Here is a 14,952-nt window from a genome sequence, read left to right on the forward strand (position 1 = left end):
ATACAAGCTGGTATTTTCACTGGCAAGTCTTCGACGCCGGCGCCGATATGGAATAGACCACGTCATCGCTACTTGGCGGGGAAGCTGAGGATGGCCGAGGCCTGGCTGGCGCCCGGGGTGATCGTCCCCGAGGACGAGACGCGATGCTTGCGCGATCTGGCGTCCTCCGGCGTCCCCTTGCCGTCGGGCTCGTCGGGCGATTCTTCGCCGCCTTGCCCATCCGGCGTCGCCACGGCGTCCTGTGTCTCGGCGCCGTCCGCTCCCCGCGCGGCGGCGGCTTCTCCCTCGCCGGCACCGGAGGCGTTCGGCCCGCCCTCCGTCGGCGCCTCGGCGCCTGCAGAGGACTCCCCGGCTTTCGGTGCGTCCTCGGCGGCCGGCTTCTCGGGCTCGCCGCCGGCGACTCCGGCCTGTTCGGCGGCGGAGGACTTCCTGCCTCTGGCCCGGACGCGCGACTGCCCCCCTCGCGCGGACTTGTCCGCCGACGCCTTCTTCGCGCCCGCCTTCGCCTGGTCCGACGCGTCGGCCGCCGGCGGCGTCTGGGGGTCCTCGTCGTGCTTGGAGGCCGCGGCGGCGATCGAGTTGAGGGCGTCCTTGACCTCGTGACGCTTGGACTCCTCCGTGCGGGCCTCGGCCTTGGCCTTGCGGCTCGAACGGCCCGAGCCCGACTCGTTGCGCTCGACCGGATGGGCGTGCGTGATGAATCCGCGGCCTTCGCACGTCTGGCACACCGTGGAGAAGGCTTCGACGAGCCCCTGCCCCACGCGCTTCCTCGTCATCTGGACCAAGCCCAGAGACGTCACCTCGGCAACCTGGTGGCGCGTCCTGTCCCGGCCGAGGCACTCCACGAGGCGCCGAAGGACCAATTCCCGATTCGCCTCTAAGACCATGTCGATGAAGTCGATGACGATGATCCCGCCGATGTCGCGGAGGCGAAGCTGGCGGACGATCTCCTCGGCGGCCTCGAGGTTGTTGCGGGTGACGGTCTCCTCGAGGGTCCCCCCCGAGCCGGTGAACTTGCCGGTGTTGACGTCGATGACCGTCATGGCCTCGGTGCGGTCGATGATGAGGGTGCCGCCGGAGGGCAGCCAGACCTTGCGGTCGAAGGCTTTGGCGAGCTGTTCGTCGACGCGGTACTTGACGAAGATATCGGTGGCGCCCGTCCAATGCTCCAGGCGCTCGGTGAGCTCGGGGGAGAGCTCCCGGACGTAGCCGGAGATCGTCTTCCACGCCCCCGCCCCCTGGATTCTCAGGGAGAGGAAATCCTCGTTGAAGACGTCGCGCACCACGCGCACGGCGAGTTCCGGCTCGCCCTTGAGAAGCGTGGGCGCGGACTTCACGTTCTTAGCCTTGGCCCGGATGTCCTCCCAGGTCTTGGTCAGCCGCTCGACGTCGGCGCGCAGCTGCTCCTCGCTGGCCCCTTCGGCGGCTGTGCGCACGATGACGCCGTGCTCGGAGGGGATGAGCTCGCGCAGCAGGCGCTTGAGGCGCTGGCGTTCCTTGTCGGGGAGCTTGCGGGAGATGCCGGTCATCGCCCCGGAGGGGACGAGGACGAGATGGCGCCCGGCGAGGGTGATCTGCGCGGTCAGGCGCGCGCCCTTGTGCCCGATGGGGTCCTTGGTCACCTGGACCATGATGACGTCGCCCGACTTGAGCGCCTGCTCGATCCGCCGGGGCTTGCCCTCCAGGCCCGCGGCCTCCCAGTTGACCTCGCCCGCGTACAGGACGGCGTTGCGGCCCTTGCCGATGTCCACGAACGCCGCCTCCATCGAGGGCAGGACGTTCTGGACCCGGCCCAGGTAGACGTTGCCGACCATCGAGACCTGCGTGTGGCGGGCGACGTAGTGCTCGACGAGCACGTCGTCCTCCAGGACGGCGATTTGGTTGAGGCCGTCCTGCTCGCGGATGAGCATCTCGCGCTTGACCGACTCGCGCCGCGCCAGATACTCCGATTCCGTGATGACGTGGCGCCTGCGCCCGGCCTCGCGGCCTTCCTTGCGGCGCTGCCGTTTGGCCTCCAGGCGGGTCGACCCCTTGGGGGTCGTCACCCCGTCGCCCCCGGCGGCCTGCGCGGATCTCGCGCGCCGTCGGCGTCGGCGCGTGCCGCCGGCCTCCTCCCGAGGAGCCCCGCTCTGAGACTCCTCCCCACCGGACGGAGTCTCGGGTGTCTCGGCGCCTTTGCGGCGCCCTCGGCTTCCGCGCCGACGGCGTCGCGGCTCTCTCTCGCCGACGGCGTCCTGACCGGACTCCCCGGAGCCGGCCGGAGGTTGGGAAGAGGCTTCCTGCGGCTCCTCGGACGTCTCGCCGCCGGTAGCCTTCCGGCGGCGAGACGGAGACGAGGAGGCGTCCTCGCCGCGGGAACGGCGCCTCGTCCGCACCCGGCTGGTGTCGGGCTCCTGGAAGAGCAGGGCTGTCATGTTGACCGCCGGGATCTGGGCGTTCGGCGGCTCCTCCGCGGAGGAGAATCGGAGGCCGGAGCCCTCCTCCGGAGCGTCGCCGGACTTAGCCTCCCCGGCTTTCTTCTTCGACTCGGAGGCCTTTGCGGCTCCGGAGGCCTTCTTCGACGTGCGCCGGTGCGGCTCCGGGGCGGACTCGCCCTCCGCGCTCGCCGGCCTGACCCCCTCGACGATGGCGTCGAGCGTGCCCGCCACGTCTTCGACGGCGGTCGCCCGGGCCTTCCTCGGCCGAGGCTCGAGCTGGGCGAGGGACTCCGCCACAGCGGCGGCGGCCTTCTCCCCGGCGTTCCTCGCCTCGTCGCGGACCGTCGACTCTTCCGATTCCTTTGTGCGGGCGGTCGCGGCGCCGCCCGATATCGTGGCATTCTCAGCCATGCGCAGATGCACTTTCCAGCCCGCAGTCGGCGTGTCCGCATCACGCCACCCCGGGCTATGTCGTCGCGGATCGACCGCGGAAGTCTAAATGCGCGCACCGGCTGCATCGCCATTCGCGGAGCACAGTGCGTCTCACCTGACGGCCGGAAGCCTGCGGAGGACTTCGACCCCGCCTAATATTGTCGCACACCGCCTTGAAACATCGACTGTGAGACGCGCCAAGCTCGCTCCGGCCGCCGTGGCGCGACCCGATCGGATCGCACGGGACTCCGAATTCCTGACAGAGTGTCAGAGTTGTCGCGGGGATGGCGTAGACTGGGATCGCTCAAGAAAAGAATCCGGCCCAGGCCTCACGAAAGGTTTCACGGTGGAAGCTTTTGACCTCGCACGCTGGCAGTTCGGTATCACAACCGTTTACCACTTCTTCCAGGTGCCGCTCACGATCGGCCTCGCCACTCTCGTCGCCGTCATGCAGACGATGGGCCGCAGGACCCAGAACCCCCGATGGGAGAAAGTCACCGATTTCTTCGGGAAGATCCTCCTCATCAACTTCGCGCTCGGCGTGGCGACGGGCATCGTCCAGGAGTTCCAGTTCGGCATGAATTGGTCCGAGTACTCGCGCTTCGTCGGGGACATCTTCGGCGCTCCGCTCGCTTTCGAGGCGCTGCTCGCGTTCTTCCTCGAATCGACCTTCCTGGGCCTGTGGATCTTCGGGAAGAACCGGCTCTCCCCCAGGCTGCACAACATGTGCATCTGGCTTCTGGCGATCGGCACGATGCTCTCGGGATTCTTCATCCTCACGGCGAACTCGTTCATGCAGAACCCCACGGGCGCGGTCCTCAACAAGCGGACCGGCCGCCTGGAGCTGGACGGCATGGGCGGATTCCTCAAAGTGCTGTTCAACGAAACCTCGCTCTACACCTTCGCCCACACGATGAGCGCGGCCTTCCTCGTGGCGGGCGGGCTCGTGGCGGGCCTGAGCTTCTGGTGGATGGCCCGTTCGAAGCGCCTGACCGGCGACGAAGAGGAAGCCCGCGCCTACTGGAGGCCCGCGGCGAAGATCGGCCTGGTCACCATGCTGGCGGCCTCCCTGGGCACCGTATTCTCCGGCCACTTCATGGGGCAGCATCTGGTCGACATCCAGCCGGCCAAGGCCGCCGCCATGATGGGCGTGTGCGAATCGGGGGAGAGCCACAAGCTCGTCATCGCCATGTGGACCTCCGACTGCAAAGGCCCGCAGCTGACCGCCCCCATTCCCGGGCTCGAGTCCTTCATGGCCACCAACCACTTCTCCGGCTCGAAGTCCTTCCTGAAAGGCCTCGACGACGTCAACGCCGAACTCCGGGAGAAGTACGCCGGCGTCTACGGATCCGACCAGGACTACCGACCGAATCTCACCGTCGCCTTCTGGTCCTTCCGCGTCATGATGGGCGTCGGCCTCCTCGGCCTGGCGATGTCGATCCTGGGCCTGTACGCGCTGAGAGGCGGCAGGGTCAACGCCTCCGAGTTCAAGGGAAAGCTCTGGATGCTCGCCATCCCCCTTCCCTTCATCGGCAACACCTTCGGATGGATCCTCACGGAGATGGGGCGCCAGCCGTGGATCATCAATCCGGGCGAGAGGGGGATCATGCTCCTGACGAACCAGGGCCTGTCCAACTCCGTGTCCGGGGCCACGGTTCTGGGGTCGATGGTCGTCTTCACGCTTCTGTACACCGGCCTGGGAGTCATCTGGCTGGCGCTGCTCAAGCGGTACGCGCTCGAAGGCATCAATCCGAAGAAGGCGCCGGCGGCCGACGAGACCGCCGAGGCTCCCATGAGCTTCGTATACTGAAAGGAACCGCTGTGGACCTGACACCCATCCAGCTTCTCTGGTTCATCCTCATCGCGGTGCTCTGGATCGGCTACCTGGCCTTGGAGGGCTTCGGATTCGGAGTGGGAATGCTGCTCAAGATCCTGCCGAAGTCCGAGAAGGAGCGCCGTCTGGCGCTGAACACCATCGGCCCCCACTGGGACGGGAACGAAGTGTGGGTCCTGACGGCGGGAGGCGCCACCTTCGCCGCCTTCCCCGAATGGTACGCCACTATGTTCTCCGGCATGTACCTGGCGCTCGTCCTCGTCCTCGTGTGCCTGATCGTGCGCATCTGCGCCATCGAGTGGCGCAAGCAGATCAACACGGAGGCCTGGCGCAGGGGATGGGACGTCGCCCACACCGCGTCGTCCTGGATCGTGTCCGTCCTGTGGGGCGTCGCGTTCGCCAACCTGGTCCAGGGGATGTCGATCGAAGTCGGCAGGTACGACAAGGGCGCGTTCACGGCCGTCGACCCGGCGGCCGCGGCCGGATCCCTGGCCGAGAACCACCACTACCTGACCGGCGGATTCCTCTCCCTGCTGACCCCGTTCACGCTCCTCGGCGGGCTGGTGACCCTCACGCTGTTCCTCTCGCACGGCGCCCTGTACCTGGCGATCAAGACGACGGGCGACCTGCGCGACCGGGCGAAGGCCTTCGCCGCCAAATCGGCCGTCGTCGCGGCGGCCGTCACCGGCGCCTGGGGACTGTGGGCGCAGCTCGCCTACTCCGGCAACGCCCTGTCGGCGCTGCCCCTGGCCCTGTGCGCCCTGTGCTTGGCGGCGACGGCGCTGCTCATCGCCAAAGGCGACGAGGTCAAGGCCTTCATCGCCCACTTCGCGGGCATCGCCATGGCGGTCGTCTTCATCTGGTTCGCCATCTTCCCCGACGCCATGAAGTCCTCGATCGACGGACGGTACTCCCTCACCCTCTCCCAAGCGGCCGCCACCGCGCCGACCCAGACGATCATGACGATCGCCGCGGTCGTGTTCGTGCCGATAGTCCTCGCCTACACGGTGTGGTCGTACAGGGTCTTCGCCAGACGCCTGGCCGTGGACCAGATCCCCGACGCGCCCGTCGGGCTGGACCCGAAGAGGATCCGCGAATTCGACGCCCGCTGACGGGCGGAGGCGGGGCGGACGGGCGACCGCCCCGGCTACGGCGCCCCCGACGCCAAGCCATCGGAAGACGAGGGAGGACGACGTGAAGCCCCTGGACCCGCGCCTGCTGGCGTACGCCCGCTCCGCCCGCGGATACACGATGTTCCTCGTCGCGACGGGCCTGACGCTGACCGTGCTGACGGTCGTCCAGTGCATGGGCGTATCGGGAGCCGTCTCGCCCCTCGTGGACGGCGAGGCCGACCTGGCCGGGGCCTTCCCGGCCCTCGCCGCGGCCGCCGTCGCCTTCGCGGCGCGCGCTGGCGTCGTCTACCTTCAGGAGGCCTACGGGCACCGGGCTGCCCTGCGCACGATATCCGACCTGCGCACGCAGGTGCTCCGCACGGCGGGGGATCGCGGGCAGCGGTGGCTCTCCGAGGGCCGCACGAGCTCGACCGTCACACTCGTCACCGAGGCGCTCGACGACCTCGAGCCGTACTTCGTGCGTTTCCTCCCCCAGTTCGTCCTGGCCTGCCTGGCCACTCCCCTGACGCTCCTCGTCATCCTCTGGCTCGACTGGATCAGCGCGATCGCGATCCTCGTGTGCATCCCCCTCATCCCGGTGTTCATGGTCCTCGTCGGAAGGATGACCCAGAGCTACGCCGAAGGGAGGCTAGCGGCGATGCAGCGCCTGGGCGATCAACTCCTCGACCTGCTCGCCGGACTGACCACGCTCAAGGCCCTGGGCCGCGAGGCATCCCCCAAGCGCCGCGTGCGCGAGCTGGGCGACGACTACGCGGCGAAGACGATGAACACGCTGTACGTCGCCTTCCTCTCCGGGGCGGTCCTGGAATTCCTCGCGACGCTGTCCACGGCGCTGGTCGCCGTGGAGGTGGGCCTGCGCCTGGCCAACGGCGACGTCTCCCTCTTCACGGGGCTGACGATCATCATGCTCACCCCCGAAGCCCTCCGGCCGCTGCGCGAGGTCGGCTCGCAGTTCCACGCCTCCTCGGACGGGGTCTCGGCCGCACGGGCGACCTTCGAGATCCTCGACGGCGCGGCGCGGACGTCCGCAGACGGAGCGGAGGCGCCCGACCTGTCGAGCGCCGTGATCGAATTCCGTGACGTCTGCGTGCAGGCCCCCGGCCGCGCGACCGTCGCCCCCTCGCATCTGTCCGCGCGGATCGAGCCCGGCAAGGTGACCGTCCTGCGGGGGCCCTCGGGGTCGGGGAAGTCGACGGCCGTCTCAACGCTCCTCGGTCTGCTCGAGCCGACCGGCGGGCGCGTGACGGTGGGAGGCGTTCCGATGGACGCGATCGACCGGGAGGCCCTGTGGCGGCAGATTTCCTGGGTCCCGCAGCGTCCGGCCATCGTGCCCGGGACGGTCCTCGAGAACGTCGGATTCCCGCCGGGACCGGAGCTTCGGCGCGCCGCCGCGCTGACGGGGTTCGACGAGGTGGTCGCCCGCATGCCGAACGGATGGGACTCCCGCCTGGGGCACGCGGGCGTCGGCCTGTCCGTCGGCCAGAGGCAGCGCCTGGCCCTGACGCGGGCGCTCGTGGCGGCACGGCCGCTCGTCCTCCTCGACGAGCCGTCCGCCCACCTCGACGCGATCAGCGAACGCCACGTCTCCGCGGCCGTCCGGGAACTGGCCGACACGGGCCACACGGTCGTCGTCGTCGCGCACCGCAACGCGCTCATCGGCGAGGCGGACGCCGTCGTCGAGGTCGGGGCCGCAGCGGGCGGGGCCGCCTCGTGAGCGCGTTCCTCACGCGGGAGGAGCGTTCGGCCGTCCGCCGCACGCTGACCCTCCTGTCCATCGACCGCGCGGGGTTCCTCCGATCCGTTGCGGCGGGGACCTTGACGCTCTTCTGCACGGTGGGGCTCGCGGCCGTCTCGGCCTGGCTCATCGCCCGCGCCTCCCAGCTGCCTCTCGTGGCCACGCTCGCGCTGGCGACGACGAGTGTGCGCGCCTTCGGGGCGAGCAAGCCCGTGTTCCGCTACTTCCGGCAGGTCGCGGGCCACCGAGTCGCCCTGTACGGGATGTCGAATCTCCGCTACGAGGCCTATGCCAGGCTCGCGGACGCGCCGATCGGCGCGGTGGCGTCGATCCGGCGCGGGGACATCCTCGCCCGGACCGGGCGCGACGTGACGGCCGTCGGAGACCTGGTGGTGCGAGCCCTGGAGCCGATCGCCGTCGCGGTCGCATCGAGCCTGGTCTCCGTGGGGATCGTCGCCTGCTTCTCCCCCCTCTCCGCCGCCGCGCTGGCCGCCTGCCTGCTCGCCTCCTGCCTTCTCGGCCCGCTCCCGGCCATGCGGGGCGCGCGCCTGGCCGAGCGCAGCCAAGTCGAGGATCGGGCCGAGTTGGCGGCGCTTTCCCTGACGATGCTCGAATCCGCCTCTGAGCTGCGCGTCTCCGGCCGCCTGTCTGCGATGGAGGAGAGCGCCCGGCGCACGGAACGCCGCATCTTCGCCAACCGGGACGCCGCGGCCCGCCCGACCGCTTACGCCGGAGCCGTCGACGCCCTCGCGCTGGGGGCGGCCACCGTGGCGGCGATCCTCATCGGCTCGGCGGAGCTGGCGGCGGGCAGCCTCGCGCCCGTCGAACTGGCGATCATCGCGCTCACGCCGCTGGCGGCCTTCGAGGCCACTCAGCCGCTCGGCCAGGCAGCCGTCCAGCTCGTCCGCTCGGCGGCCGCGGGCGAGCGCATCCTCGCCCTCCTGGATACCGCGTCCGGGGAGCCGATCGGGGAGTCGGCCTCCCGAGCCGCCGAAACCCCGGATCCCGAGAGGCGCGGACAGGGAAGGACGCCGCCGGCGGATGGGAGACCGGATTCCCGACGGCGCGGACACAGCGCGGCGCCGGGGCTGCACGCCAGGAGCCTGACCGTCGGCTGGCCGGACGGGCCCGTCGTCGCGGGTCCCTTCGACATCGACGTCCCCCGGGGCGGGACCCTGGCCGTCGTGGGCCCGTCCGGCATCGGGAAGACGACGCTCCTGTACACGCTCGCGGGGCTCATCCGCCCGCGGTCAGGACACGTGCGCCTGGACGGCCGCGAAGTCTGCGACATCCCGCGCGAGGAGGTCTCCTCGACTCTCGTCCTGACGGCCGAGGACGCCCACGTCTTCGCCACGACCGTCCTGGAGAACCTCCGCGTCGCCCGCCCGGACGTCACGGAGGAGGAGGCGGTCGAGCTGCTCGACCGGGCGGGGCTGGGAGGATGGCTCGGCGACCTTCCCGAAGGAGTCCACACCCTCCTGGGCGCGGACGCGACGACGATGTCGGGCGGAGAGAGAAGGCGCCTGCTGTTCGCCCGCGCCCTCGCCTCGCCCGCGGACTACCTGCTGCTCGACGAACCCGCCGAACACCTCGACTCGGATACCGCCGACGCGCTCGTGGCCGACCTTCTCGCAGCGGGGAAGGCCCCTCGCGAACGAGAGCGCACAGTCGTGCTGGTCACTCATCGCCTGACTCCACTCTGGCAGGCCGACCGGGTTATCCTTCTGTCCGAGGAGGACGGCCGGGTCCGCGTGGCCGCCGCCGGGAAGCACGAAGAGCTGGCGAACCTCATCCCCGACTACCGCTGGTCGCTTCGACAGGAGCTGTGAGTGACAGGAGCTGCGAATGAACGGTCCCGACCCCCACGACCTGCTCGACCGGTCGCTCGACCTGACTGCGAGGCTGGACCAGCATTCCGCACTCCAGAGCTTCGTGGAGTCGGCGATCAAGCTCACCGGGGCGGCGTACGGCGCCCTGTCGATCCTCGACGCCAGGGGGAACGCGGGCCAGCTCGTCGACTCGGGGTCCGAAGGCGGCTCGGACGGCTTCTCCCGCGCGCCGGCGGACATGGGGATCCTCGAGAAGATCCCCGAAGACTCCTACATCCTCTTCCGGGAGGCGGACGGCCAGGCCGGCGGATCCCCCCGGCCTGACGGCGGCCCCGGCGCGGACGACCTCCTCGGCGTGCCCCTGACGGTCCAGGGACGGCTCTACGGGCGCCTCTGCCTGGCCGGCAAACCCGGAGGCTTCTGCGAAGCCGACGGCCAGGCCGTCATGGCGCTGGCGCGGGCGGCGGGCATCGCCGTGGAGAACTCGCGCCTCTTCGCGGAATCGGTGGTCCGGTCGCAGTGGATCGCAGCCTCGCGCGCCATCACCACCGCCCTCCTGGAGGGCACCGACGAGGAGGAAGCCCTCCAGCTCATCGCCCACGAGATGCGCCGTGTGGCCAAGTCGGATCTTGCGCTGATCATCCTCCAGGGGGTCGGCGGGGCGTGGACCTGCGAGATCGCCGACGGCGAGGCGGCCTCCGAGGTCATCGGCATCGAATTCCCCGCAGCGGGCCGCGCCCAGAAGGTGATCCGGGAGCACGAGGGCCTGATCGTCGACGCCATGGCGCGCGAGCCGAACCTCCTGGTCCCCACGCTCGCCCACTACGGCGCCGCCCTCTACGCTCCGCTCGTGGACAAGGGGGCGACGACGGGGGTCATCGTCCTGCTGCGCGACATCGACAAGCAGGAGTTCGACCTGTCCGACCTGGCCATGGCCGAGAGCGTCGCCAAGCAGGCGACCCTCGCCCTGGAGCTGGCCTCCGCCAGGCACGCGAAGGCCCAGGCGGCGCAGCTGGAGGACCGGTCGCAGATCTCCCGCGACCTCCACGACTTCGCGATCCAGCAGCTCTTCGCCTCCGGGCTGGAACTGTCCGCGCTGCGAGAGGACCTAGACGCCTCCGGGACGGCTTCCCCCTCGGCCCTGGCCAGCCTGGACAGCGCCATCACGTCCATCGACGAGTCCGTCGGGCAGATCCGCCAGATCATCCACTCGCTGAGGGACCCCCAGGCCACGGTGCCTCTGGTGATGCGACTGCGCCGCGAAGTGGACTACGTCTCGCGCCTGCTCGGATTCGCGCCGCGGATGGTCATCAGGAACCTCGGGGAGGAGGTCGGCCCGGGCCCGCACACGGAGATCGACGACGAGCTCGGCGCCGACGTGGCCGACGACGTCGTGGCCGTGGTGCGCGAATGCCTGGCGAACGCCGCCAAACACGCGCACGCCTCGCGCGTCGGCGTGGCGGTGACGATCGAGAACCACCGGGTGCACGTCCGGGTGACCGACGACGGACGGGGGATCAGCCGCGAGCTCTCGCGCCGATCCGGCCTGTCCAACTTGGCGGCCAGGGCTCGCAGGCACCACGGCACCTTCACCATCCGGCCCGGGGACGACGCGGCCGGCACGAAGATCGAGTGGATGGCCATCGTCGAATAGCGGCGTCCGGCTTCGGGTCGGCTTCGTTCGGCCTCGGGCCGGCAGCGCTCTGCCTCGGGCTCCGGCCGGTTTCAGGCTCCCGCGGTCCGGGGCCGGACACGTGATGCGCGCTCGTCGGCGCTCAGGCTCCCGCAACCCGGGCCGTCCGGCCGAGCCGGCAGCGCCCGGCCTCGGGCTCCGCGGACGGAGAAGGAGCGAGCCTCAGTTCATTCCGTTGCGCCAGCCTGCAGCGCGCTGGCCCGCCACCCAGGCGGCCACTTGGGTTCTGCGCTGCAGGCCCATCTTCGACAGGAGCGAGGTGATGTGGTTCTTGACCGTCTTCTCCGCCACGCCCAGACGCTCCCCGATCTCCCGGTTGGACAGGCCGTCGCCGATGAGGTCGAGCACGCGGCGCTCGGACGGCGTGAGGTCCGCGGTCGGGTCGGAGTGGTCGGCCCGCCTGCGGCTGACCGTGCGCTCGTCGAGGAGGATCCGGCCGCTGGCGACGGCCTTGATGTTCTCGGTGATTTCGGCTCCGCGGACGGACTTCAGGAGGTAGGCCCGCGCGCCGGCCTCCTGGGCTTCGGCGAGGGCGTCGTCGTCGTCGAAGGACGTGAGCACGATGCACTTCGTCTCCGGCGAGGCCTCGCGCATGCGAGAGATGATGTCGATCCCGGTGCCGTCGGGCAGGCGCAGGTCGACCAGGGCGACGTCGGGGCGCACGAGCTCGCCGCGGCGGATCGCTTCCTGGACGCTGCCGGCTTCGGCGACGACCCCGAGGCCGTCGGCCCTTTCGACGACTTCCGCTATCCCTCGGCGCACGACCTCGTGATCGTCGATGATCATGACGCGAACGTCGTCGCCTGCGTTCACCATCGGACCTCCCACGGAATAGGCGTTCTTCCGATAGTGTAACCCGAGCGCGGGGAATATGTGACCTTCGGCCGTCGCAATGCCCGTTCGAGGCGGCTAAGGAAGCGGCGCGTCCCGGACGGCCTCGCCCCGCTCGTCCGGTTCGGCGCTGATGACCCGGTAGGCGGCTTCGGCCGCCGCCTGCCGCGACGTCTTCTTGGAGGTGCCGGTGCCGCGGCCCCACACTCTGCCGCCCATCGAGGCCACGGCGGTGAAGACCCGCATGTGGTCGGGGCCCGTGCTCGACACCTCGAAGTGGAGCGAGCCCTCCATGCCCCGGGCGTGGGCGATCTCCTCGAAGCTCGTCTGCCAGTCGAGGTTGGGGCCCAGCACGGAGGCGTCCTCGATCTTGCCCGCGACGAGCCGCTCGACGATGCGGCGCGTGGGCTCCATGCCGTGCTGGAGGTAGGTCGCGGCGATGAGCGCTTCGACGGTGTCGGAGAGGATCGAGTCCTTGTCCCTCCCCCCGCTGAGGTCCTCTCCCCTGCCCAGACGCAGGAATTCGCCTAGGCCGAGTTCGCGCGCGATGGAGGCGAGGGCCTTCTCGGAGACGGCGAAGGTCTTCATGCGGGACATGTCGCCCTCGCGGGAGTCGGGGAAGTTCCGGTAGAGCAGTTCGGCGGTGACCAGCCCGAGTATCGAGTCCCCGAGGAATTCGAGGCGTTCGTTGTGCGGCTCGTCATGCTCGTAGGCGAAGCTGCGGTGCGTCAGAGCCAGGCGCAGCATGGGCCGGGAGATGTCGATCCCCCATCGCTCGACCAGCTCGTGGTAGCTCACTCGCCCTCCTCTTCGGCCCTGAGGCGGGCTTCCAGAGCGGCCAGAGGGTCGCCGCGGTCGGCGGGGGCCTCGTGCGCGTGGCCTTCCGGAAGGTCCTCCCACAGCTGCCCGCAGCCGGGGCATATGCCCCGGCAGTCCCCCTTGCACAGGGGGACGAAGGGGAGAGAGAGGACGACGGCGTCGCGGACGATCGGTTCGAGGTCGATGTGGTCGGAGTCGACGACGGGCATCTGCCCGGCCTCCTCGTCCCCCTCCTCGACGAGGGCGGCCTGCCGCTGCGGGTACAGGACGAGTTCTCCGATCGGCTCGTCGACGCTTCCCGCTATCTCGCGCAGGCATCGCGCGCAGTTGCCTGCGATCGGAGCCCGGACGGAGCCCGAGACGTAGACGCCTTCGGATACGGAGTTGAGTTCGAGATCGATGTCGAGGTCGCCTCCCTCGGGCACGCCGATCATCTCCAGTCCCATGTCCGCCGGGGCCGGGATCCGCCTGCTCCAGGGGATGCGGGCGCCCTCCTGGTGCGGGAGGCTGGCCAGGGACGCCGCGAAGGGGCTCCTCAGGTCCACGAATCCTCCTCGACCTCCACGGCGCCGTCCTCCGGGTCGATGTCGCCCCGGCGGGTGGCGATGACGTTGCGGCCCGCCTGGATCTGACCGAGGAGGACGTCGATGTGGTTCTGGACGCCCGAGGCGAGCTCGTCCAAGGAATTGCCCAAGTCGGCGACCTGCTCCTGGAGCTCGCGCAGGGTGTTGTCGGAGTAGTCGTTGGCCCCGTAGATGAGCCGGTCGGAGTGGGTCTTGGCCTCGTCCACGATCTTCTGCGCCTGGGCCTTGGCGGACACCGTCACGGCGTCCTCCGAGACGAGCCTGGACGCCTGCTCCCGGGCTTCGGCCAGGATGTCCTGCGCGTCCCGGTCGGCCCGCTCGCGGATGCGGTCGGCGTCGTTGTGGGCGCCCGTCGTCACCGAGTCGGCGTTGGCCAGGAGGCCGTCGGCTTCGACGATCTGGCCCGGGACGGAGGCGCGCGCGGTCTGCAGGAGGTCGAGGACGTGCGCGCGGTTGACCATCGCCGATGCGGACATGGGCACCGAGCGCGCGTTCGTGACGATGTCGATGAGTTCGTCGAGGATGTCGAGGATGGACTCGTCTGGCGAGGACATCAGATCTCCTTGGTGGGTGCGGGTGTGGAGGCGGGCGCGGCGCGGGAGGCGAGGGCCGCGGCCACGTGGGCGGGCACGAGGTCGTCGATGCGCCCTGCGTGTCGCGCGACGTCTTTGACGAGCGAGGAGGCCACGTGCGCGAGCGCCGGGTCCGCCAGGAGGAAGACCGTCTCGACGCCGCTCAGATGCCTGTTCATGAGGGCCATGGGCTGTTCGACGTCGAAGTCGGCGCCTCCGCGCAGACCCTTGACGATCGCCGCGGCGCCGTGTTCGGCGCAGAAATCGACGAGCAGTCCGTCCATCGGCTCGGCGCGCAGCCCCCCGACGCCCGCCTCCTGAAGCGCCAGGCGCGCCAAGTCGAGCCGCTGGCGGGAATCGAAGAGATAGCTCTTCGAGGAGTTCGCCCCCACGGCGAGGATCACCTCGTCGAAGAGACCGCGCGCCCTTCTGGCCACGTCGAGGTGCCCGAGGGTGATGGGGTCGAAGGAGCCCGGATACACGGCGGTTGTCATGTCTCAAGCCTAACCGGCGTCGCCGTCCACAGCCGTGTATCCCCGAGGGCGCGTTGGCCGGTCGGCGCCATGTCCGAAGGCCAGGAGGGCTCGGGGGAGCGCGCGGACCGCTCGACCACGACGAGCCCGTCCGCGGCCAGGTGGGCGCCGAGGAGGCAGAGGGCGTCGGCGAGCTCGGTCTCGGACATGTCGTAGGGAGGGTCGAGGATGGCGAGGTCGAAGGGGCGGCGGGAAGCCCGTCCGAGCCGGGCTCGGACCCTCATCGGGGAGACGGTCACGTCCAGGCCGAGGAGCCTCGCGTTGAGGCGGATGGTCTGGGCCGAGGAGCGGACGGCCTCGACGCATTCGACGTAGGCTGCCCCGCGCGATGCGGCTTCCAGGCCGAGCGCGCCGGATCCGGCGTACAGGTCGAGCACCCGGCGGCCCTCAACGCGTCCGCGGTGCTCCAGACTGGAGAAGAGAGCCTCCCGCACTCTCCCGGAGGTGGGCCGGGTCTTCGACGGCGGGACCTTCAGGCGGCGGCCTCCGGCCGTTCCCGCGACGATCCTGGTCACGGCGCCTCCGGCCTCCCGTTCCCCT

12 protein-coding genes are annotated in these 14,952 nt (G+C 70.2%); 5 read left to right on the forward strand and 7 right to left on the reverse strand.

From position 1 onward, the window contains the following. Positions 1–68 precede the first annotated feature (68 nt). Positions 69–2,828, reverse strand: coding sequence for an Rne/Rng family ribonuclease (locus HMPREF0043_RS07595; RefSeq protein WP_021602430.1), 2,760 nt, complete (start codon positions 2,826–2,828; stop codon positions 69–71). Between the two features lie 367 nt (positions 2,829–3,195). Here HMPREF0043_RS07595 and HMPREF0043_RS07600 point away from each other — a divergent pair, with 367 nt between their 5' ends. The 5 genes from HMPREF0043_RS07600 to HMPREF0043_RS07620 all read left to right on the forward strand — a co-directional run bounded on the left by HMPREF0043_RS07600 (position 3,196) and on the right by HMPREF0043_RS07620 (position 11,034). Further along, complete coding sequence (locus tag HMPREF0043_RS07600) at positions 3,196–4,659, forward strand: cytochrome ubiquinol oxidase subunit I (RefSeq protein WP_021602432.1); 1,464 nt, start codon at positions 3,196–3,198, stop codon at positions 4,657–4,659. 11 nt (positions 4,660–4,670) lie between these two features. Further along, complete coding sequence (gene cydB / locus HMPREF0043_RS07605) at positions 4,671–5,795, forward strand: cytochrome d ubiquinol oxidase subunit II (protein ID WP_021602433.1); 1,125 nt, start codon at positions 4,671–4,673, stop codon at positions 5,793–5,795. A gap of 82 nt (positions 5,796–5,877) precedes the next feature. Further along, the gene (gene cydD, locus HMPREF0043_RS07610; protein WP_021602434.1) at positions 5,878–7,530 is read left to right on the forward strand and encodes a thiol reductant ABC exporter subunit CydD; all 1,653 of its coding nucleotides are present in this window, start codon (positions 5,878–5,880) and stop codon (positions 7,528–7,530) included. Beyond that, positions 7,527–9,380: a thiol reductant ABC exporter subunit CydC gene (cydC, locus tag HMPREF0043_RS07615; protein WP_021602435.1), complete on the forward strand. Its 1,854-nt coding sequence runs from the start codon at positions 7,527–7,529 to the stop codon at positions 9,378–9,380. Before cydD ends, cydC begins: the two co-directional genes overlap by 4 nt. 16 nt (positions 9,381–9,396) lie before the next feature. After that, positions 9,397–11,034, forward strand: coding sequence for a GAF domain-containing sensor histidine kinase (locus tag HMPREF0043_RS07620; RefSeq protein WP_021602436.1), 1,638 nt, complete (start codon positions 9,397–9,399; stop codon positions 11,032–11,034). Positions 11,035–11,235: 201 nt separating this feature from the next. Here HMPREF0043_RS07620 and HMPREF0043_RS07625 read toward each other — a convergent pair whose 3' ends face one another. The 6 genes from HMPREF0043_RS07625 to HMPREF0043_RS07650 form a co-directional block, all read right to left on the reverse strand. Beyond that, positions 11,236–11,889 carry a response regulator gene (locus HMPREF0043_RS07625; protein WP_021602437.1) on the reverse strand — a complete coding sequence of 218 codons (654 nt, stop codon included), beginning with the start codon at positions 11,887–11,889 and terminating at the stop codon, positions 11,236–11,238. Between the two features lie 93 nt (positions 11,890–11,982). Then, positions 11,983–12,702: a ribonuclease III gene (gene rnc / locus HMPREF0043_RS07630; RefSeq protein ID WP_021602438.1), complete on the reverse strand. Its 720-nt coding sequence runs from the start codon at positions 12,700–12,702 to the stop codon at positions 11,983–11,985. Beyond that, positions 12,699–13,268, reverse strand: a complete 570-nt coding sequence (locus tag HMPREF0043_RS07635) for a YceD family protein (protein ID WP_021602439.1) — start codon at positions 13,266–13,268, stop codon at positions 12,699–12,701. The genes rnc and HMPREF0043_RS07635 overlap by 4 nt, the downstream gene beginning before the upstream one ends. Next, positions 13,259–13,861: a hypothetical protein gene (locus HMPREF0043_RS07640; RefSeq protein WP_021602440.1), complete on the reverse strand. Its 603-nt coding sequence runs from the start codon at positions 13,859–13,861 to the stop codon at positions 13,259–13,261. Before HMPREF0043_RS07640 ends, HMPREF0043_RS07635 begins: the two co-directional genes overlap by 10 nt. Beyond that, positions 13,861–14,373: a pantetheine-phosphate adenylyltransferase gene (coaD, locus tag HMPREF0043_RS07645; protein ID WP_021602441.1), complete on the reverse strand. Its 513-nt coding sequence runs from the start codon at positions 14,371–14,373 to the stop codon at positions 13,861–13,863. Before coaD ends, HMPREF0043_RS07640 begins: the two co-directional genes overlap by 1 nt. Then, positions 14,370–14,927 carry an RsmD family RNA methyltransferase gene (locus HMPREF0043_RS07650; RefSeq protein WP_040318131.1) on the reverse strand — a complete coding sequence of 186 codons (558 nt, stop codon included), beginning with the start codon at positions 14,925–14,927 and terminating at the stop codon, positions 14,370–14,372. Before HMPREF0043_RS07650 ends, coaD begins: the two co-directional genes overlap by 4 nt. Positions 14,928–14,952: the final 25 nt, after the last annotated feature.

Origin of the sequence: Actinobaculum sp. oral taxon 183 str. F0552, from assembly GCF_000466165.1 — a bacterium.
GTDB lineage: Bacteria > Actinomycetota > Actinomycetes > Actinomycetales > Actinomycetaceae > Peptidiphaga.

Bases quoted from the DNA above. Each gene is read 5' to 3' on its own strand.
- HMPREF0043_RS07640 (WP_021602440.1), bottom strand. From the start codon at position 13,861: ATGTCCTCGCCAGACGAGTCCATCCTCGACATCCTCGACGAACTCATC.
- HMPREF0043_RS07625 (WP_021602437.1), bottom strand. From the start codon at position 11,889: ATGGTGAACGCAGGCGACGACGTTCGCGTCATGATCATCGACGATCAC.
- HMPREF0043_RS07620 (WP_021602436.1), top strand. From the start codon at position 9,397: ATGAACGGTCCCGACCCCCACGACCTGCTCGACCGGTCGCTCGACCTG.
- coaD (WP_021602441.1), bottom strand. From the start codon at position 14,373: ATGACAACCGCCGTGTATCCGGGCTCCTTCGACCCCATCACCCTCGGG.
- HMPREF0043_RS07595 (WP_021602430.1), bottom strand. From the start codon at position 2,828: ATGGCTGAGAATGCCACGATATCGGGCGGCGCCGCGACCGCCCGCACA.